This window comes from Faecalibacterium taiwanense, from assembly GCF_036632915.2.
Classification (GTDB): domain Bacteria; phylum Bacillota; class Clostridia; order Oscillospirales; family Ruminococcaceae; genus Faecalibacterium; species Faecalibacterium taiwanense.
This window is the reverse complement of record NZ_CP155552.1, coordinates 2,567,226-2,586,753: the sequence shown is the minus strand read 5'-3', so window position 1 is coordinate 2,586,753 and position 19,528 is coordinate 2,567,226. Positions and strand designations below refer to the sequence as shown.

General features: G+C 57.1%; 15 protein-coding genes and 1 tRNA gene. 6 read left to right on the top strand and 10 right to left on the bottom strand.

All coding sequences use genetic code 11. The annotated features are described in order from the left end of the window. Positions 1-62: 62 nt before the first annotated feature. The 3 genes from PXT33_RS12785 to PXT33_RS12775 form a co-directional block, all read right to left on the bottom strand. On the bottom strand, positions 63-470 hold the full coding sequence (locus tag PXT33_RS12785; RefSeq protein ID WP_332376733.1) for a hypothetical protein: 408 nt from the start codon (positions 468-470) through the stop codon (positions 63-65). A 452-nt stretch (positions 471-922) separates the two neighbouring features. After that, positions 923-998: transfer RNA gene (locus PXT33_RS12780), tRNA-Val, on the bottom strand. Between the two features lie 67 nt (positions 999-1,065). Continuing rightward, positions 1,066-1,668 (bottom strand): TetR/AcrR family transcriptional regulator, encoded by a 603-nt coding sequence (locus tag PXT33_RS12775; protein ID WP_005942961.1) that lies wholly within the window; start codon positions 1,666-1,668, stop codon positions 1,066-1,068. Between the two features lie 249 nt (positions 1,669-1,917). Here PXT33_RS12775 and PXT33_RS12770 point away from each other — a divergent pair, with 249 nt between their 5' ends. Genes PXT33_RS12770 through PXT33_RS12760 form a run of 3 tightly spaced genes read left to right on the top strand, consistent with a single transcriptional unit; the run spans position 1,918 to position 5,934 of the window. After that, positions 1,918-4,017, top strand: a complete 2,100-nt coding sequence (locus PXT33_RS12770) for an RND family transporter (RefSeq protein WP_097780802.1) — start codon at positions 1,918-1,920, stop codon at positions 4,015-4,017. 7 nt (positions 4,018-4,024) lie between these two features. Next, positions 4,025-5,308: a hypothetical protein gene (locus PXT33_RS12765; protein ID WP_347070363.1), complete on the top strand. Its 1,284-nt coding sequence runs from the start codon at positions 4,025-4,027 to the stop codon at positions 5,306-5,308. Continuing rightward, positions 5,194-5,934, top strand: coding sequence for a hypothetical protein (locus PXT33_RS12760; protein ID WP_347070362.1), 741 nt, complete (start codon positions 5,194-5,196; stop codon positions 5,932-5,934). The genes PXT33_RS12765 and PXT33_RS12760 overlap by 115 nt, the downstream gene beginning before the upstream one ends. A 278-nt stretch (positions 5,935-6,212) precedes the next feature. On the opposite strand, the gene PXT33_RS12755 is transcribed toward PXT33_RS12760, so the two are convergent. Both PXT33_RS12755 and PXT33_RS12750 read right to left on the bottom strand, forming a co-directional pair. Beyond that, entirely contained in the window at positions 6,213-7,358 is a 1,146-nt protein-coding gene (locus tag PXT33_RS12755; RefSeq protein ID WP_097780804.1) for a glycoside hydrolase family 105 protein, read from the bottom strand. Positions 7,359-7,362: 4 nt separating this feature from the next. Next, on the bottom strand, positions 7,363-8,919 hold the full coding sequence (locus tag PXT33_RS12750) for a glycoside hydrolase family 28 protein (RefSeq protein ID WP_332376731.1): 1,557 nt from the start codon (positions 8,917-8,919) through the stop codon (positions 7,363-7,365). Positions 8,920-9,134: 215 nt separating this feature from the next. Here PXT33_RS12750 and PXT33_RS12745 point away from each other — a divergent pair, with 215 nt between their 5' ends. Continuing rightward, positions 9,135-9,953 carry an AraC family transcriptional regulator gene (locus PXT33_RS12745; RefSeq protein WP_332376730.1) on the top strand — a complete coding sequence of 273 codons (819 nt, stop codon included), beginning with the start codon at positions 9,135-9,137 and terminating at the stop codon, positions 9,951-9,953. 84 nt (positions 9,954-10,037) lie between these two features. On the opposite strand, the gene PXT33_RS12740 is transcribed toward PXT33_RS12745, so the two are convergent. From PXT33_RS12740 to PXT33_RS12720, 5 genes are all read right to left on the bottom strand, one after another. Next, a complete protein-coding gene (locus PXT33_RS12740; protein WP_097773851.1) occupies positions 10,038-10,895 on the bottom strand; it encodes a carbohydrate ABC transporter permease in 858 nt (285 codons plus the stop codon). Positions 10,896-10,905: 10 nt separating this feature from the next. Further along, entirely contained in the window at positions 10,906-11,835 is a 930-nt protein-coding gene (locus PXT33_RS12735) for a carbohydrate ABC transporter permease (RefSeq protein ID WP_120079897.1), read from the bottom strand. Between the two features lie 204 nt (positions 11,836-12,039). Further along, positions 12,040-13,431 carry an ABC transporter substrate-binding protein gene (locus PXT33_RS12730; protein WP_049935300.1) on the bottom strand — a complete coding sequence of 464 codons (1,392 nt, stop codon included), beginning with the start codon at positions 13,429-13,431 and terminating at the stop codon, positions 12,040-12,042. Positions 13,432-14,030: 599 nt separating this feature from the next. Then, entirely contained in the window at positions 14,031-14,648 is a 618-nt protein-coding gene (locus PXT33_RS12725; RefSeq protein ID WP_005942920.1) for a thymidine kinase, read from the bottom strand. Positions 14,649-14,898: 250 nt separating this feature from the next. Further along, positions 14,899-15,540: a redox-sensing transcriptional repressor Rex gene (locus tag PXT33_RS12720; protein ID WP_005942917.1), complete on the bottom strand. Its 642-nt coding sequence runs from the start codon at positions 15,538-15,540 to the stop codon at positions 14,899-14,901. Between the two features lie 231 nt (positions 15,541-15,771). Here PXT33_RS12720 and PXT33_RS12715 point away from each other — a divergent pair, with 231 nt between their 5' ends. Both PXT33_RS12715 and PXT33_RS12710 read left to right on the top strand, forming a co-directional pair. Further along, a complete protein-coding gene (locus PXT33_RS12715; RefSeq protein WP_390509639.1) occupies positions 15,772-16,482 on the top strand; it encodes a ClpP family protease in 711 nt (236 codons plus the stop codon). A 102-nt stretch (positions 16,483-16,584) separates the two neighbouring features. Next, positions 16,585-19,515, top strand: coding sequence for a DNA translocase FtsK (locus PXT33_RS12710; protein WP_332376729.1), 2,931 nt, complete (start codon positions 16,585-16,587; stop codon positions 19,513-19,515). Positions 19,516-19,528 lie beyond the last annotated feature (13 nt).

Genomic DNA, 19,528 nt, shown 5'->3' with positions numbered 1-19,528 from the left:
CTTGTTGGGGCGTGCCTGCCCCAGACCCTGCTGGAAACGAGTACGGCAAACGGGAATTTTTGTTATTCTACGATACCTTCAATATAGCTGTAATCAATATTTCCCTTTGTAATAGAATAGAAAAATGGATCTTTTCTAATTGTATCATCTGAATTGATAATAAAATTATTCCAATCGCCTGCCTCGTTGCCATCAGACAAATAAATAGTAACTTTGAAACTATATCCCATATATCCCAAAGATGGCTTTGACCGCTTTACTTCGACGCCATTCAAATTTTCGACAATATGCTGAATCTGCTCTTTGTCGGTAATATGTGTTGCGTTTCCGCTATTGCCATTGAAAACAACTATTTCCATAACCTCATTAGGGTCTAAGTCCATCAAGTCGAGTGGAATATTAAACCATACAACAATGCCCATCAAAAGAATTATAACAACAGACAGCAATATGATGATTTTCTTTTTCATATCAGTTCAACTCCTTTGTCAACTTTCGATTTGTTGAACTAAGCCGAGTATATCACACCTACCAAGAAAAGAATACCCTGATATAGTGAAATTTTGTCATTTTTCTGCGTACGTGCGTACACGCGCCGCAGGAATTCCAAAGGGGCGCAGCCCCTGCCCCTTGGCACACAGACTTTGGCAGAAAGTCTAGTGTGTTACACCTTGCCAGAGGTGTACAGGCTCCCGGTACGCACGTACGCAGCGATTGCCCCCAGTGAGCCATATAGGGTGACAACCAAGTTCGCACAAAGCGAACTTGATTCCTCAAAGCAAAAGGCAGGATACCACCGTCATAGTGATCCCCTGCCTTTGCTCGTTTACCGTTCCGAGTAGTCCTTCCGCAGAACTTCCGATAAACAAAAAACGTACCCGAACCCTTTTTCGTAAAGAATCGGGTTCGAGTACGAACTGTTTGGTGGACGGTACAGGACTCGAACCTGTGACCTCCTGCACGTCAAGCAGATGCTCTACCAGCTGAGCTAACCGTCCATAAGTCATATCGACTTGAATAGTTTACCACAGCCTGTGCAAAAAAGCAATACTTTTCTGTGATTTTTTATTTTTCCGCCTTCAGCGACCTGCGGACGATATCGTACAGCACCGGCTTCATGGCTTCAATATCATCGGGTTTGCCCTCCAGCACGCTGGAATAGCACACCGACATGCACATGCTGCCCAGTGCCGTGATGCGCTGGTAGATCTCCCGCTCGGTGCGGCCGGCCATTTCCGGGCTGGTCAGCACCACATTCAGCAGCTTGCGCATCAGCGGCTCGGCTTCGCGGCTGGCCTCGATCTGGTCCAGCCCCGGCCATATGAAGTTGTGCTCCAGAAACTTGAGCACCAGCGTATCCTTCCGCAGTGCTTCGATGATGTGGTCGATCACCGCCACCATCTTGTCCGGGAAGTTTTCGAGCTCTGTCTGCTTTTCCACCGCTTCGCACGCATCGCTCAGCAGCTGGTAGCTCACCCGGCCCAGCAGCGCCTGCATCACCGCACCCTTATCCTGAAAATACAGATAAAAGGTGCCCTTGGCCACCTTGGCCCGGCTGGTGATGTCCTCTACGCTGGTTTTTGCGGCACCTCGCTCCAGAAACAAATCATAGGCTGCCTCCAGCAGTGCCCGGCGCTTCTCCTGCTTTTTGCCCTCCACGGTACCCATATTCCCTGACGATTCCTCTTTTCCGCTCGTTTTCATTCGCTCATTTGTGTTGTCTCAATCATTTTAGCAGTCCTTTCCCGATAGTGCAAGTCAAAAAAGCTATACAATTTCAGGCAGTTGATAAGAAAACTGACTTCTGGTCATTTTTGCACTTGACACCCGGTTTGTCATGGTTATAATAGTGTTTGCTTGGAAATGACCACCAGTCATTTTACTAAGATTTTTAACCATTTTCTATGGAGGGTTCTCATGAAAAAGATCGCACAGGGCATTGTGCGGCTGCGCAAGCTGATCCTGACAGTAGCATTCCTGCTGTTGATCCCTTCCGCAATCGGCGCAATTGCTACCCGCATCAACTATGACATCCTCACCTACCTGCCGCAGGATCTGGACTCCATGATCGGCGAGGTAGCCCTTGAGGACGATTTCCATTTGGCCTCCACCGGTATGATCACGGTAGAAGGCTTACCCACAAACGAACTGATCGCCATGAAGAAGGACATCGAGGCTGTTCCCGGCGTGACCCAGACCTTCTGGCTCAGCGATGTGATCGACCCCAGCATCCCCACCGAGATGCTGCCCGCCGATGTGCAGCAGTTCATGTTCGGCAAAAACGATTCCACCATGCTGATCGTCCGCTTTGACGCCCCCAGCGCCAGCGACGAAACCATGGAAGCCGTTGCTCAGATCGAAAAGCTGCTGCGTAAGGACTGCTTCTTCGGCGGTATGAGCGTTATCCTGCAGGACACCAAGGCACTGGTCAATCAGGAAATGCCCATGTACATCCTGATCGCCGTGGGTGCCAGCCTTTTGGTGCTGTTCCTTTCGCTGGAAAGCACCATCACCCCGCTGCTGTTCATGCTGGGTCTTTTGTTCCCCATTGCGTACAACTTCGGCACCAACATCTTTCTGGGCCAGATCAGCTACATCACCGAAGCACTGGCCACCGTGCTGCAGCTGGGTGTCACGATGGACTTCTCCATCTTCCTGCTGCACCGCTATCAGGAAGAGAAGGAGCTGCGCTCTTCCAACGAGGAGGCCATGTCCAGCGCCATCTGCAAGACCATGACCTCCATCTCCGCTTCCAGCCTGACCACAATCGCGGGCTTCCTTGCACTGTGTGCCATGCGCCTGACGCTGGGCCGCGATATCGGCCTTGTCATGGCAAAGGGCGTTGCCCTCGGTGTCATCTGCACCGTGGTCATCCTGCCCTCCCTGATCCTTACCTTTGATAAATGGGTGGAAAAGTACAAGCACCGCACCGTGATCCCCAAGCTGAAAAAGCTCAGCTACTTTGTTTCCAACCACTCGGTGCCCATCGTGGTTATCTTTATCCTCATCCTCATCCCCTTTGCCATCGCGCAGAACAAGACCGAGGTCTACTACACTCTGTTCGACTCCCTGCCGCAGGACCTGACCGGCATCGTGGGCACCAACAAGCTGGGCGAGGACTTCGGCATGACCACCAGCCACTTCATTCTGGTGCATGACGACCTGACCGCCACTGAGGTGAGCGACCTGTGCGATGAACTCAAGGACGTGGATGGCATTACGCAGGTGGTAAGTCTGGATTCCATCACCGGCCCGGGCTTCCAGACCGAGCTGCTGCCCGACAGCATCATGGAGATCCTGCAGTCCGGCGGCTACAAGCTGATCCTTGCCAACAGCTCCTATAAGACCGGCACGGACGCCATCAACAACCAGCTGGACGAGATGATTTCCCTCATCAAGACCGTTGACCCCGAGGGCGTCATCACCGGCGAGGGTGCCATGACGAAAGACCTGATCGAAGTGGCAGATGTGGACTTCAAGAACGTCAACGTCTGGTCCATCATGGCCGTTCTGGTCATCATCGCCGTTTCCTTCAAGAGCATTTCCATCCCGGCGCTGCTGGTGGCCAGCATTGAAGCCGCCATCGCCATCAACATGGGCATCCCGTACTTCACCGGTACGCAGCTGCCCTTCATTGCAAGCATCGTCATTGGCACCATCCAGCTGGGTGCTACCGTGGACTACTCCATCCTGATGACCACCCGTTACCACGAGGAGCGCGCCTTTGGCCGCACCCCGAAGGAAGCCGCCCAGCAGTCGCTGGAGCACTGCAGCCAGTCCATCCTGACCAGCGGCCTGACCTTCTTTGCCGCCACCGTCGGTGTGGCTGCCATCAGTAAGATGGAGCTGCTGAAGAGCATCTGCCTGCTGATCTCCCGCGGCGCACTGATCAGCATGGTGGTCATTCTGGTGATGCTGCCCGCAGCCCTGATGCTGTGCGACTGGATCATCCGCCACACCACCCTCAAGTGGATGGTACCCGAATCCGCCAACGCCAAGAAGTCTGAAAAGGAGTAATTACGTTATGAAAAAATCGCTTCGTTTCGCCAGTGCGGCGCTGGCTCTCACCCTCGCCGCAGGCTGTGCAATGCCCGCATTTGCAGCTGGTAAGAGCAGCTTTTCCAAATCCGAGACCGTCTATGCTGTGATGAACGGCGACGGCTCCATCAAGAGCACCACCGTCAGCGAGCACCTGTACAGCGCCTCCGGCCTTGCAAACGTCACCGACAAGACCACCCTGACCGACATCCAGAACACTGAGAGCGATGCCGAGTTCACCCAGAACGGGGAAGAGCTGGTGTGGAACACCAACGACACCGATGTTTACTACAAGGGCAATACCGACAAGGCCCTGCCCATCGATGTGAAGGTGACCTACGCTCTGGACGGTCAGGAAGCCGCCCTTGAGGACATCATTGGCAAGAGCGGCCACCTGACTGTGACCGTCAACCTGAAGAACAACGAGACCGGCACCGTGAACGTGAACGGCAAGGACCGCACCATCGTCACTCCGCTGATCACCGCTGTGGGCGTCATTCTGGGCGGGGATGCTGCCAACGTGACCGCAGAACACGGTATGATCGAAAGCGCCGCCAAAAGCAGCGTTGCCGCCTTTGTCACCCTGCCGGGCGTGAAGGATTCCCTGTCCGGCCTGCTGCCCGATGAGGTGAACAGCATCGAAGACTATCTGCAGGACACCGTGACGGTGGAAGCCGATGTGGAAGACTTTACCTGCCCGCAGGTCATGGTGGCCTGCGCTACCAGCACCGCTGCTCTTGGCACGGACAATGTGTTTGACCTGAGCAGCATCAACGACCTGACCGATGGCATCAACCAGCTGAACGATGCCATGAGCCAGCTCATGGACGGCGCTTCCCAGCTGGTGGACGGCACCTCTCAGCTGGCAGGCGGTGTTCTGGCCCTGCTGGACGGTGCCAACACCCTGAACAACGGCGCTGCCGCTCTGGACGACGGCCTTGGCCAGCTGACCAACGGTCTGGACACCCTGAGCGCCAACAATGCAGCACTGAACGCCGGTGCGCAGCAGGTGGCTGACGGTGTGCTGGCTTCTGCCAACAAGACCCTGAAGGAAGGCGGCCTGATCGACGAGGACATGACATGGTCGAACTACGAGGCTGTGATCGACAACATCCTCACCATGAACGATAAGACCCTTGCTGCCGGCCGCAAAAGATGGTGCGCACCATCTGGGAGCAGGAACCCAGCTTCAAGGATAGCCAGCTGGATCTGGCCCTGTATCTGTCCGCGACCAAGACGAACCACGATCTGGAAGCAGCCCTCAAGCTGATGCAGAACTTTGACGCTTCCATGCTGACCGGCGCTCTGGAGATGGTGACCAATGCCGATGCAAAGAACACCGCCAAGGCTGAGCTGAAGTATCAGGTGGAGAACAGTCAGGATATGGCCGATGTCCGCGCCCTGAAAACCAGCCTTTCTCAGATCCAGTTCTTTGTTTCCAGCGTGAACCAGTACACCGCAGGCGTGCAGACCGCTGCGGACGGTGCCCACTCCGCAAAGGATGGCAGCGCACAGCTGGCTGCAGGCACCAAGACCCTGTATGACGGCGTGAACACCCTGAACACCGGTGCAGGTCAGTTGAATGACGGCGCAGGCCAGCTGAACGACGGTCTGAACCAGTTCAACGAGGAAGGCATCTCCAAACTGACCGGCGCGCTGGATCAGGATCAGCTCCATGGCCTGAAGACCGTGCTGGACGAGATGACCGACCGCCTGAACGACTACACCAGCTTTGCCGGTGCACCGGACGATGCCGAGAGCAGCGTGAAGTTCGTCTACAAGACCGCTGAAACCGTGGCTGCTGCCGACACCACTGTAGCCGTGACTGAGACGGTGGAAGAAGGCAATATCTTTACCCGCCTGTGGCAGCGCATCGTGAACCTGTTCAAGTTCTGATAAGCCATCTTCGAGAATTCATGTTGAACCTCTTTCCATAGAGAAGGGGCTGTTGCAAAACAGCACCAACGAAAAAATGAGATAGGCTTCCCCGAAAGGGGCTGCCTATCTCATTTTTTTGAGATCTGCCTTTGAGTTTTCAGCGTTCTGCCCGTTTTGTACGGTGAATGCGGCTGTTTTCAACATTTTAAAGAGACGCTGTTTTGCAACAGCCCTGCGGGCGATGGAATGGCCCGACTCGTGTCCGGCAAGAAAGCTGCCCGCCCACGATATGCAGTTTACTTGCGTGCGATCATTTCGGTGTAAGCCAGCACCAGCGGGCCGACACCCTTGGCATCGTTGCAGACCACCGGCTCGCTGAAATAGTAGGCCAGAGAGCCGTCGCGGTGATCTTTGCCGCCGAGACCCGCCACCAGACAGATGCCGTCCAGCTGTAGACTGCCATCCGGGTTCTTGGAGAGGTACTTGTCGCAGGTGCCGTAGAAAGCCTTTTCGGCCCATGCGGCCATGCGTTTGGGCAGGTAGCCCAGACGCACGCCTTTGAGCACCGCGTAGGCAAACAGAGCGGTGCCGCTGGTCTCGAGGTAGTTGCCCTCCACGCCGGGGTGATCCATCACCTGCCAGAACATGCCGGTCTCCTCGTCCTGGAATTTGTGCACATCCTCAATGGTCTGCTTGAGCATTGCCATGATGCCGCGGTACTCGTTGTACAGCTGCTCGTCCATCCGCTCCAGCACATCTACCATCGCCACCATGAACCAGCCCATGGCACGCAGCCAGAAGTTGGGGCTGCAGCCGGTGACGGGGTCGGCCCAGTACATCTGGCGGCTCTCATCGTAGCCGTGGTAGTACAGGCCGGTCTTTTCGTCCCGCATGTGCTTTTTGATATTCATGAACTGTTTGTAGCTGTCGATGCAGCCCTGCATCTTGTTAAAGCGGGTCTCGTACTCCATGTAGAAGGGCTGGGCCATGTAGGTGCCGTCCAGCCACACCTGCCACGGGTAGATGTCCTTGTGCCAGAAATTACCCTCTTTGGTGCGGGGCTGGGTGGCCAGCTGGCTGCGGATGGTCTCGATGGCCTTGCGGTACTTTTCATCCCCAAAGATATCGTACAGGGTGAACAGGTTCTTGCCCTGATTCACGTTATCCAGATTGTACTCCTTGGGGTCGTAGGTCTTGATGGAGCCATCCTCCTGCACAAAGGAATCAATGAAGCTCTTGGAGAAGTTCAGATACTTCTCGTCGCCGGTGGTCTTGTACAGGCTCAGGCAGGCCGTGATCATGCAGCCGTCGATGTAGTTCCACTTGTTGGGCTTGCCGCTGCGCACCTTCTCGATGTTCCACATGGGTGCTTCGGCGCTGGAATTGGCGATCAGGTAGTCCACGTAATCGCCCAGCATGGCAAGAATTTCTTCATGGGTCATGGTATCAGTCCTCCTCAAAATGGCCGACATTTGCAAAGTGCAGGCGTTCGCCCTCGTAGCCCTCGATCTTCACGTTGTGCAGGTCGATCTCCTTGACATTCTCGGCGTAGATGGCCAGCTTCTTCACCAGAGGGCGGTTATCCGCCATAGCGGCCTGACCGGCCTCGGCATTGGGGTCAAAGGTGATCGTGACGTTCTTCATGGAAACGCGCTCAATGGGCTGCTCCGGCAGGCCGTCGAAGTAGCATCCCGCGAACTGAGCGTCGGTGGCGACGATGTCCTCCATGGTCAGGCTGCCCAGCTTCGGGGTGTACTCGTCCACGGGCATGGCATCGCGGCACTGCACATAGGGGCCGTGGCCGTCCGGGTCACAGAAGTAGAACATGTTGATGACGAAGGGTGCCTTGACACCGCGCATCTCCACGTTGCGGAACACCAGCCCGTCGATGACGGCGGTGTTGCCGCGGCCACGGCGGGTCTTGACGCGCAGGCCGCGGTCGGTGTGATCCATCAGGCACTGGGTGACCACCATATCCTTCACACCGCCGCTCATCTCGCTGCCAATGACGATGCCGCCATGGCCTTTGTCCAACAGGCAGTTGCGGATAACGGTGTGCTCACAGCTCTTTTTCAGCTTCATGCCAAGGAATACCTTACTGGCCTTCATGGCAATGCAGTCGTCGCCCACATGGATGTTCACGCCGATGATGCGGATATACTCGCAGCTTTCGGGGTCGATGCCGTCGGTGTTGGGGGCATTGTAAGGATTGTTGATGTTGAAGTTCAGCAGGTCAAGGTGCTTGACAAAGATGGGGTGGATCGTCCACGAATAGCTGTTCTGCACCGTGATGCCGTGCAGGCAGATGTTCTCGCTGTCCACAGCAGCCACAGCGCGGGGCCGCCATGCGATGCGCTTGATCTTGGGAGTCACCCACCAGTCGCCGTTCTCAGCATCGCAGTCCAGCGTGCCCTCGCCGGTCACAACGACATCGTGCACCTGCGTGATGTTCAACAGACCCGCAAAGCTGTCCAGCGGGTTGCCCTCCCAGCCGGTCAGGTAGTATTCATCCACCTCGTTTTCGCTGGGGATCACGCCGGGCAGGATGGGGTAGTGGGTGCGGTCATTGTCGCCCAGCAGCACAGCGCCCTTTTCAAGATAGAGGGTGGTGTTGCTTTTCAGGAACAGGCTGCAGGTGCGGTAGCGGCCTGCGGGCACGTACACTGTGCCGCCCTTGGGGCAGGTGGAAAGAGCCGCCTGCAGCTTGAGGGTGTTGTCCGTGGTGCCGTCAGCCACCAGACCGTAGCGGGAAGCATCCACAAAGAAGGTCTCGGCCTCGGTGGTAAAGGTGCAGGTCAGGCTTTCGCCCTCGGCCTGCACACCCACCGTGTACTCCGTACCGGGCAGCAGGGAGAACAGGGAGAACACGTTGGTCTGGCAGGCTCCGTAGACGGTCTTTCCGTTCAGGGTAACGGTGAACGGGTGGGCCGGACGATAGCACAGGCCGTTTTCCAGCTCGAAAACAGCGCTGCGCGTCATGGAACGGATAAGCGACAGATTCATGGGAGAACCTCCTGATGGTTTTGTCTTGCCCGCAGGAAGCGGACATGATATGATAAAGATTAGAATGAAGGGAACCCCTTCCGTCGAACCCTCGCGGGTTTGCCACTTCCATCCGTGATGGAGGCTTTGGCATACCGGAAAGCTTTTCCTCTTCGCCAGAGGCTCCCTCTTTGAGGGAGCTGGCGCGGCATCAGTCGCGACTGAAGGAGTTACCTATGAGATCAGAACGTGAAAAGATCACCGGCAAGGTGGCCGCTGCCATCCTGCGGCTGAATATTGGCCGCTACGAGCTGCCGCCGGATGAGGACACCTGCTATCTGCTGCTGGTGTCGGAGGGCAGCGTCACGCTGGAATACGAGGGCGGGAATGTGCTGGTAAACCCCGGCAGCGCCGTGCTGCTTGGCCCCGGCGGCTGCCGCTTTGCACAGACCGGCAGCGCCGTGCCGCAGATCGTGGGGTGCCACTTTCCGCTGGGGATGCTGCATGATTTGAAAAACACAGCCGGGCGGGATTTCGGCCGCCTGTTTGCGCCCGGGGAGCGCACAGTGCTGTACGCACCGGTGCAGTGGCAGAGCCGCATCCGTACCCTGCTGGAAATGATGGCCAGCGCCAGCACCGAGCAGGATTACCCCGGCCCGCTGTACCTGCTGCTGATCCTGCACTATGTGGAGCAGGAGTGCATTGCCGAGAGCAGCGCCGTGGCGCGTCCCCACAACGAAACGGTGGAGCAGATCTGCGCCTACCTTGCGGCCAATTACCGGCAGAAGTTTTCCCTCACCGAGGTGGCGGCGCAGTTTTATCTTTCGCCCTACTACCTGAGCCGTTTGTTCCGGCGGGTAACGGGCCAGTCCATCGTGGATTACATCAACAACCGCCGCATCGAAGCGGCCCAGAAGCTGCTGGAAACGACCGAGCTTTCCATCAGTGCGGTAGCCGAGCAGACCGGCTTTGCCAGCGCCGCCCATTTCCGCCGGGTGTTCCGCGAGGTGATGGGTACTGGCCCACTGCAGTACCGCAAAGGACATAAGAAATAAGAAACACCCCCTGCGCCATCTACGGGAACGGCACAGGGGGTGTTTGTTTGTATCAGATGATCTTACGCTGTGCGGGGAAAGGGCTTAGCCCTTGACGGCACCGGCAGAGATACCTTCAACGAACTGGTCCTGTGCACAGAAGAAGACGATCAGCTGCGGCAGGATAGAGATGAGGGACAGAGCAAGGATCTTGTTCCATGCGAAACCGGTATCACCGTCCATGGACAGCTTGACGAACAGGGACATCGGGTACTTACCGGGAGTGCTGACGTAAAGCAGCGGACCCATGAAGTCGTTGCAGCTCCACATAAACTGGAACAGTGCGCAGGACACCAGAGCGGGGCCAAGCATGGGCACGATGACCTTGTACAGGGTCTGGAAGGAAGAGCAGCCGTCGATGGCAGCGGCTTCGTCCAGATCACGGGGGACATTGCGCATGAACTGCACCAGCTGGTAGACGAAGTAGGTCTCGGTCGCAAATGCGCAGTGCACCCAGATAGCCAGATAGAAGGGGCTGTCCAGCCAGCCGAACTTGTTGTACAGCAGGTACTGCGGCACATTCAGAACGACCTGCGGCAGGAACAGGGTGGCCAGCATGATGTTGAACATCAGCTTACGGCCGGGGAAATCGAAGCGGCCAAAGCCGTAGGCAGCCACACAGGCGGAGACCACCGTGCAGATCACCTTGGGGATGACGTAGCTGTAGGTGTTCAGCATGGCCTGCAGGATGTTGATGGAACCGCCAAAGTTGTTCAGTGCGCCGCGGTAGCCATCCAGAGTGGGGTGCTTGATCCACAGGCTGATGCCTGCAAAGATCTCGCTGTTGTCCTTAAAGGTAGCGCTGATCATCCACAGCAGAGGATAGATCATGATGATGCCGACCAGGATCAGGACGAAATACTTGAAGAAGGTCGCGATTTTGTTCGATGCTTTCATTCCCATACTGGTCACCTTACCTTTCGTCAGAGTAGTAGACCCACTTCTTCTGGCTGGTGAATGCAATGATCGTCAGGATGCAGACGATGATGAACATGATCCATGCCAGAGCGGATGCCATACCCATGTCATAAGACTTGAATGCGTAGTTGTAAACCAGCAGAGAGATCAGCGTGGTGGAACCACGGGGGCCGCCGTTGGTGATGATGTAGGGGCCATTGAACTCCTGGAAAGCCTGGCAGATCTGAGTGACCAGATTGTAGAAGATGATGGGGGTGATCATCGGAACGGTGATGGAGAAGAACTGACGCCACTTGCCGGCACCATCAATGGTAGCGGCTTCGTACAGGTCTGCAGGCACGCCCTTCAGAGCGGCCAGGAACAGCACCATGGCGGAACCGAACTGCCAGATACGCAGGAAGCAGATGATCCACAGCGCGTAGCTGGGGTCAGACAGCCACTCGGGGCCCTGCACCAGACCAAAGGTGACAGCGCGCAGCACGGTGTTGAGCAGGCCGTCCACACTGAACACAGCCTTCCACAGAACGGCGATTGCAACAGAGCCGCCCAGAATGGAGGGAATGTAGTACACCGTGCGGAACAGGTTGACGCATGCGATCTTGAAGTTCAGGATGTATGCGATGAACAGCGCAAAGACCAGCTTCAGAGGCACGGTGATGAAAGCGTACTTGAAGGTGATGAGCAGTGCCTTGGTGATCTTGGTGGTGGTAAAGGCCGTGATGTAGTTGGCCAGACCAACGAACTGGGTGCCGCTCTTGAAGAAGTTCATATCGGTGAAGCTGTAGTACAGCGACTGACCGAAGGGAACTGCCTTAAAGACGACGAAGCCGATGATCCAGGGGATCAGATAAAACAGACCCTGATATTTGTCCAGCCATTTCTGGAACGGGGTACGCCCGATGGCGGGAGCATTGCTTTCTTTCATCTGGGAAATCCTCCTTTTTAAGGAATTTCGGAGCATGAGACGGACGAAGGGGTAACAGACTGGATACAGCTTTGTCAAGATTTTGTAATATATCTTTGACAAAAAAGGGGCATCTGCCGGTCGGGCGGCAGGTGCCCCTCAGGTTCAGTCAAAGGGTGCCCTTTTCTGTGCGTGACCGCACACGGCGGCACTCAAAAATGTAACTTAGCCGATGGTGTAACCAACAGACTCCATGCCGTCCAGCAGGGTGTCAACAACGTCTGCGCCGGCAACGCCGTCGTAGTCAACGGTATCAAACACTTCCTGATAGATGCCGGTGCCGGAAGCCTTCAGGTCGTTGTTCTCGAACAGGGGATCCAGCTTGTTGGTGGTGAAGGCCATGACCTTGGCATTTGCCTCAGCCACCAGATCCTTGACAGCGCCGGCAGCCTGAGCAGCAGCCAGACCAGCCTTGGAAGCGGGGATGCCGCACTCGGAACCCATGATGGAAGCGCCCTTCTCCTCGTTCAGCAGGAAGTTGATCAGGGTAGCAGCCTCGGCAACGCACTTGCTGGTCTTGGTGATGGCCAGACCCATGGAGACCTTGGAGAAGCCGCCGTTGTTGTCGCCGAACTTGATCTCTTCGCCAACGGTGAAGCCGTCCTTGTTGGCATCATCCAGAGCGGAGGAGTACTTGGAAGCAGCGGAATCCCACTCGAAGATGCCTGCGATCTTACCGGTGATCCACTCGTTGGACTGGTGGGTAGCGGTATCAGAGTTTGCGGAGTAGTAGGTCTTCAGGTTCATCATGACGTGGCCATCCACCAGGCTCTTGATGAAGTCGATGCCCTCAGCGATCTCGTCCTCGGTGTAGTTCAGGGTAGAGGTGACGGGGTCAGCCCAGTCCTTGCCGTACTTGGACTCGAGGTAGAACACCATCAGGATCATACGGTCGTATGCGCCCAGATGCATGGGGTAGTAATCGTCGCCCAGCTTCTCCTTGAATGCCTTGCCGGCAGCCATCAGATCATCCAGAGACTTGGGAACTTCGGTGATGCCAGCCTTGTTGAAGGTGGTCATGTTCCAGAAGAAGATACGGCCGGTCATGGAAACGGGCACGCACTGCTGGCTGTTTGCAACGTAGCAGGCGTCCATGGCAGCGTCATCCCACTGGGTCAGATCCAGGAACTTGGAAACAGTGTTCAGGTCCACGAACTTGCTGCCGTCGGCAGAGTAGTTGTACAGCCAGTTCCAGTTCACCTGGCACACATCCTGTGCGTTGCCAGCGATGAAGGCAGCTGCCATCTTCTCTTCCCAGCCGGACCATGCGGCGAAGGTGGGTTCGATGGTGATGTTGGTGTGCTCAGCCTGGAACTCCTTGATGGCGTTCTGGTAAGCCTCGTGACGGCTGTCGCCGCCCCACCAGCTGATGGTCATGGAAACAGGGCCGTCAGACAGTGCCAGGCTCTCGTCTGCAGAAGCAGCGGGAGCGGAAGAAGCGGTGGAAGCAGCAGAGCTGGATGCGGCAGAGTTGCCGCCGCAGGCAGCCAGAAGGCCGGCAGCGCCCACAGCGCCGGTGACCTTCATGAAATCACGACGAGAAATTGCCTTGCTCATTTTCGTTCTCCTCCTAAATACAGAAAACATCATCTCGCACGGGGTTCTGCACATACCCCGTTGTATACAATTATGATAACAAAACAACAACCAAAAAGAAAGACGCAAATTGCAGATATCTAAACAAAAAACGTACAAATATTGCTCTTGTTTTCGCGCGAGAATTGACGCCTTTGCTGAAATGAATAAACTTGGCTCGAAAAACTGTGCAACATGTATACTTCGCCATTTTGCATAGAAAACTGGGATGCATCATAGGGGGAACGTCGAATTTTGCAATAATTTTGTAAACATTCCGTTTCAGAACGTGGAAGCGTTGCATACATTGTGGACGAACACCAGCTTAAAAAGCCCGGATGGGAGTCTTTGAACTGATATATCAATAGCGCAAAAAATGTTCACTCTGATATATCAATTGTTTGCGGCGGGCATCCGGCACCGGTCTTCGGGCATGGAAATCGGTGCTTTTTCGCCCTTTTGGGAGGTGAAGAAGCACCGACAGCAACATATTTTGCGCTGCTGCGTGGACTGCGCCTGTGGGCCGGGAATAAAAAAGAAAGGCTGCCGTGTCGTTGGACACAGCAGCCTTGTATACAAGCTTATTCGACCCGCGAAGCAGCTTTTTCGGCGTAGAACGCGCGCTTTGCCTTGAAATAGCACTGGGGGCACATGCTCACGTACTGCACATCGTTTTCCAAATCGATGGCCACCTGCTCGCCCTCAAAGACGAATCTGCCGTTCACCCTGCGGCAGTTGCAGATGGCCTTGCGGCCGCAGGTGCAGATAGTCTTCATCTCCTCGATGGTGTGGGCCAGCTCCAGCAGGCGGGTAGAGCCGGGAAAGCCCTTGAGCGAAAAATCTGCCCGCAGGCCGTAGCAGATCACCGGAATGTTCAAATCCACCGTGACCATGAACAGCTGTTCTGCCTGCTGCGCAGTGAAAAACTGGCTCTCGTCGCACAGCACGCAGGCCAGCGGCGCACCGTCAGCGTTGGCCGTGCGCACGGCCTCGAACACGTCCGTCTCCGGCGGGATCAGCAGATCAGCCTTGCGGCGCACGCCCAGACGGCTCACCAGCTCACCGCCGCCCTTGGTGTCCACCTGTGGCTTGAGGATCAGCACCCGCATCCCCTGTTCTTCGTAGTTGTGGGCTACCTGCATCAGGGCGGTGCTCTTGCCGCTGTTCATCGCGCCGTAACGGAAATACAGTTTTGCCATTTGAAAAACTCTCCTTACAGAAAGAACCCTCTCAGCCAAAGCCTGACGGCTTTGCCAGCTCCCCCGATGGGGGAGCTTTTCTGCATCTTCCGGGCAGGCTGTCCTTCGCCGGAGAAGCAGAAACTTTCCCGTCCCCACTCATAAAGCTCCCCTTTCGGGGGAGCTGTCGAGCGTATGCGAGACTGAGAGGGTTCAGCGGCATCTCAGGCTTTGACTGAGAGGGTTCTCTTATTACTTACAATAGGTACGTTCAGTCCTGATTGCGCAGGCGGTAGCCAAGGCTCATCAGGCTGTCGCCCAGATGGACGTTCTCCACCACCACATCGGGATACGGCACAGAGAGGTCATAGTGGGAGAAGTTCCAGAAGCCCTCGATGCCCAGATCCACCAGACGGCCGCTGACCTGTTCCGCACCGTCGCGGGGCACACAGAGCACTGCGACCTTGGGGTGATGCTCGGCACAGAAAGACTCCAGCTCGTCGATATGGCGGATCTGGATGCCGCTGATCTCCTTGCCCACCTCGCTCTGTGCCACATCAAAGGCGGCGATCAGGCGGTAGCCGTTGGTGTCGGTGGTGATAAAGCGGCTCACTGCCTTGCCCAGACGGCCGCAGCCGATCAGGATGGTGGGCAGGCGGTCGCCGTTGCCGAACAGCAGGCCTTCCAGAATGGAGAGCAGGTTTTCCACCGAGTAGCCAATGCCCTGCCGGCCATTCACATCGCCGATGCAGTTGAAGTCCTGCCGTACCTGCGAAGCGGTGGTGCCCATCTGAGCAGCCAGCTCGCGGGAAGAAATGCTGTTGATGCCGTCCGCCTGCAGAGAGCACAGATAGCGGTAATATTTGGGAAGACGCTTGATAACGGGAAGCGAAGCCCTTGCAGGAGTGTTCATAGAATACTTTCTCCTTTCGCTCTATCGCAGTACTTGCCGCAGCTGCCTGCTTTACAGATGCGGCACAAAGAAACCCCGATCCGTTTACGGGTTCATATTGCAGATATTACAGTCAATTATTTAAAGTATACTGCACCGATGGAGAATGTCAAATCATTCTCAAAAAATTTTTATGAAATGTTACCGCTTTTTTGCTGCAGCGGGTCTGCATAGCCCGGCACAGGCTGGGGAATGCTGACAGAAAACGCAGGAGGAAAGCATATGAACGATGAAACGCAGCTGACCGACGCGCGTCGGCTGGAAAAAGAAGAGATCGAGGATTTGGGCACGGTCACGCTGGCCCGCGGGGAGCATGTGATCCACTGCCTGACCGTCATCGGCCAGATCGAAGGCCATTCGGAAGCGCCGCAGGGCCAGAAGACCACGAAGTATGAGCATGTCATCCCGCAGCTGGTGGCCGCGCAGGAAGATCCTCGCATCGAGGGCCTGCTGGTGCTGCTGAACACGGTAGGCGGGGATGTGGAAGCAGGCCTTGCGCTGGCGGAGCTGATCGCCAGCGTGTCCAAACCCAGTGCAACGCTTGTGCTGGGCGGCGGGCACTCCATCGGTATCCCACTTGCCGTCAGCGCCCGGCGCAGCTTCATCGTGCCCACAGCCACCATGACCGTGCACCCGGTGCGGCATTCCGGCGTCATTCTGGGGGTGCCGCAGACCATGCGCAGCTTTGAGCAGATGCAGCAGCGCATCACCGGCTTCGTAGCGGCCCACAGCGGCATGACCGAAAAACGCTACACCGACCTGATGCTCCACACCGGCGAGCTGGTGATGGACATGGGCACCGTGCTGGATGGACGCCGGGCCGTGAAGGAAAAGCTCATCGACGAGCTGGGCGGACTTTCGGATGCGCTGGCGTGGCTGTATAAAGAGATTGAACGCAAATGAAGGCCGATTTTGTACAACAATAGGTTTGCCATTTTCTTCCCTGCGTGGTACAATAATAAAATCAAATAGTGTGTCTACTACAAACGCGGGGAACAAAGAAACATGGCAACAAAAAAACGTAAAACGACAACACGGCGCGCAGCATCGCGCAAAAAGCGCGCAGAACAGCGGCTCCCGGCAGGGCTTGGCACCCTGTTTGCAGGCCTTTTGCTGGTGGTGCTGGCCTTTGTGGAGGGAGATTCGGCATGGAAGGCCCTGCACGATGTGCTGTTCGGACTTTTTGGCTGCGGCAGCTTTGTACTGGGCGCGGCAGTGTGCTGCCTCGCTGTGCAGTATACCCGGGGCGAAGACCTTCTGCCCAAGATCTTCAAGCTGGTTCTTGGGCTGGTGTTTGCCTGCGGCACGGTGATCGTTTTTTCCGATATCCAGCCGCAGGGCATGTCGGCATTCCAGATGACAGCTGCCTGCTACGCAAACGGCGTGAATGCATGGATCGGCGGCGGTGCGTTGGGCGCACTGCTGGGCGGCAGCCTGCTGCTGCTGTGCGGACGGCCTGCGGCAACCCTTATCATGATCGTGCTGGCACTGTGTGTCAGCCTGTACATTTTTGATCTGACCCCGGCAGAGGTGTGGCAATGGCTGTGCGCTGCGTTTGGCGGCGTGCACGCAAAGGGTGCGGCCATGGCGCAGCAGAGCGCAGCCCGCCGCGCTGAACGTGCCGCTGCCCGCGCGGCAGAAGCCGAGGCTGAGGAAGACTACGACGAAGCAGAAGATGAATACCGGGATGAGGAAGATGCCGAAGAGGAGATGGAAACTCCGGCTTTCCGCATCGGTGTGCCGGACTGGCTGAACGGCATCCGCCACTGGGGCCACAAGGTGACCGAAGAGATGGAGGCGGAGGAGCCGGAGGCCGCCCCGCAGCCGGAGCCGCCCGCAGATACTTCCGGCCAGCCGCTTGCCCAGCCGGAGCCTGCCGCCCCGGCCATCACGCCGGTGCAGGTACGGGTATCCCGGCCCCGGGCTTCCTTTGACGTAGACCTTGGCCCCGACCACACTGAGGTGAAGGAGGGCGGCAGCGAACCCATCGAGCCGCTCATCGTGGGCCCGGGCGGCACCTTTGGGCAGAACCCGCTGCGCCCGGCCCCCAGACCTGCCCCGCAGCCCATCGTACAGGACGCAGTGGAGACCGATGCATCCGATTTCTTTGCAAAGGCTGCACAGCCGGTGCAGCCTGCGGCAGCGGAAAGTTTTGATACTCCGGTCATGACCCCGGCAATGCCGACGGCCCAGCCGGAAAGCCCGGCAGCGGCAGTCACGCCGGAGATGCCCGCCGTGCCCATCCAGCCCGCAGTCCCGGCGGCACCCGCCCGGGTGAGCGCCGAAAACGCCGTTGCCATGCGCGGCACACCCGACGAGGACGGCTGGATCAGCATTACCAGCGAACCGGTGGAGGAAAAGGATATCAGCACGCTGGTGGCAGCGGCAATGGAAAAGCCTGCTGCTTCCGAGCAGGCCGCGGCAGCGGCCCCTGTGGACGAGACCGAACCGGTGGATACTTATCAGTACCAGTATCCGCCCATTGAGCTGTTTGAAAAATCGCAGGACGAGACCGACCCCGGCGCGCAGGAAGAGCTGAAAGCCAACGCCCAGAAGCTGGTGGATACGCTGGAAAGCTTTGGCGTGCGCACCCGTGTGCTGGATATCTCCCGTGGACCCTCCGTCACCCGGTACGAAGTGCAGCCCATGGCGGGTGTCAAGATCAGCCGCATCACCTCGCTGGCAGACGATATCGCCCTGAACCTTGCGGTGGCAGATGTGCGTATGGAAGCACCCATCCCCGGCAAGCCTGCCGTGGGCATTGAGGTGCCCAACCACAAAAAGACCCCGGTGTATATCCGCAGCGTGTTCGAGAGCCAGAGCTTTTTGCGCATGACCTCACCTCTGGGCATTGCGCTTGGCAAGGACATTGCCGGTGTGGCACAGGTGGCAGACCTGTGCAAGATGCCCCATCTGCTCATTGCAGGCAGCACCGGCAGCGGTAAATCCGTGTGCGTGAACAGCATCATCATGAGCCTGCTGTTCCGCTCCAGCCCGGAGGACGTGAAGCTGCTGCTGATCGACCCCAAGGTGGTGGAGCTGGCCGAGTACAACGGTATTCCCCACCTGCTGATGCCGGTGGTCACCGAGCCGAAAAAGGCCGCAGGTGCCCTTGGCAGCGCGGTGCAGGAGATGGAGCGCCGCTATCGTCTGTTTGCAGAGAACAATGTGCGCGACATCAAGTCTTTCAACAAGCTGGCCGCAGAACGGCCTGATCTGGAAAAGATGCCCTACATCGCCATTATCATCGACGAGCTGGCCGATCTGATGATGGTGGTGGGCAAGGATGTGGAGGACTCCATCTGCCGCATCGCCCAGAAGGCCCGCGCCGCCGGTATGCACCTGATCGTAGCCACCCAGCGCCCCAGCGTGGACGTGATCACCGGCCTGATCAAGGCCAACATCCCCAGCCGCATCGCATTTGCAGTGTCCAGTCAGGTGGACAGCCGCACTATTCTGGACGGCTCCGGTGCCGAAAAGCTGCTGGGCATGGGTGATATGCTGTTCATGCCCGTGGGTGCGCCCAAGCCTACCCGTATTCAGGGCACTTTCGTGCGGGATGAGGAGATCAGCCGTGTGCTGGACTTCATCAAGCAGAGCGGCACCGTGCAGTATGACGAAGCCATGATCGAAGCCATGGAAAAGCACGCCATTCAGGACGGCAAGAAGGGCAGCGGCGGCGCGGACTCCGACGAGGATCCCGATACCGACCCGATGTTCAAGCAGGCCGTGGAGGTGGTCATCGATGCCGGTCAGGCCTCCACCAGCCTGCTGCAGCGCCGCTGCAAGCTGGGCTACGCCCGCGCGGCCCGTATCATGGACGAGATGGAACAAAAAGGCATCATCGGACCCTACGAGGGTGCCAAGCCCCGCGCTGTGCTTATCAGCCGCCAGCAGTGGCTGGAAATGCAGATGAACCAACCGGATGAAACATAAAGATAAGGAGCAT

What these genes read in the sequence shown, in the direction of transcription:
- PXT33_RS12785 (WP_332376733.1), bottom strand. Translation starts at nt 470, where the DNA reads ATGAAAAAGAAAATCATCATATTGCTGTCTGTTGTTATAATTCTTTTG.
- PXT33_RS12775 (WP_005942961.1), bottom strand. Translation starts at nt 1,668, where the DNA reads ATGGGTACCGTGGAGGGCAAAAAGCAGGAGAAGCGCCGGGCACTGCTG.
- PXT33_RS12770 (WP_097780802.1), top strand. Translation starts at nt 1,918, where the DNA reads ATGAAAAAGATCGCACAGGGCATTGTGCGGCTGCGCAAGCTGATCCTG.
- PXT33_RS12765 (WP_347070363.1), top strand. Translation starts at nt 4,025, where the DNA reads ATGAAAAAATCGCTTCGTTTCGCCAGTGCGGCGCTGGCTCTCACCCTC.
- PXT33_RS12760 (WP_347070362.1), top strand. Translation starts at nt 5,194, where the DNA reads ATGGTGCGCACCATCTGGGAGCAGGAACCCAGCTTCAAGGATAGCCAG.
- PXT33_RS12755 (WP_097780804.1), bottom strand. Translation starts at nt 7,358, where the DNA reads ATGACCCATGAAGAAATTCTTGCCATGCTGGGCGATTACGTGGACTAC.
- PXT33_RS12750 (WP_332376731.1), bottom strand. Translation starts at nt 8,919, where the DNA reads ATGAATCTGTCGCTTATCCGTTCCATGACGCGCAGCGCTGTTTTCGAG.
- PXT33_RS12745 (WP_332376730.1), top strand. Translation starts at nt 9,135, where the DNA reads ATGAGATCAGAACGTGAAAAGATCACCGGCAAGGTGGCCGCTGCCATC.
- PXT33_RS12740 (WP_097773851.1), bottom strand. Translation starts at nt 10,895, where the DNA reads ATGGGAATGAAAGCATCGAACAAAATCGCGACCTTCTTCAAGTATTTC.
- PXT33_RS12735 (WP_120079897.1), bottom strand. Translation starts at nt 11,835, where the DNA reads ATGAAAGAAAGCAATGCTCCCGCCATCGGGCGTACCCCGTTCCAGAAA.
- PXT33_RS12730 (WP_049935300.1), bottom strand. Translation starts at nt 13,431, where the DNA reads ATGAGCAAGGCAATTTCTCGTCGTGATTTCATGAAGGTCACCGGCGCT.
- PXT33_RS12725 (WP_005942920.1), bottom strand. Translation starts at nt 14,648, where the DNA reads ATGGCAAAACTGTATTTCCGTTACGGCGCGATGAACAGCGGCAAGAGC.
- PXT33_RS12720 (WP_005942917.1), bottom strand. Translation starts at nt 15,540, where the DNA reads ATGAACACTCCTGCAAGGGCTTCGCTTCCCGTTATCAAGCGTCTTCCC.
- PXT33_RS12715 (WP_390509639.1), top strand. Translation starts at nt 15,772, where the DNA reads ATGCTGACAGAAAACGCAGGAGGAAAGCATATGAACGATGAAACGCAG.
- PXT33_RS12710 (WP_332376729.1), top strand. Translation starts at nt 16,585, where the DNA reads ATGGCAACAAAAAAACGTAAAACGACAACACGGCGCGCAGCATCGCGC.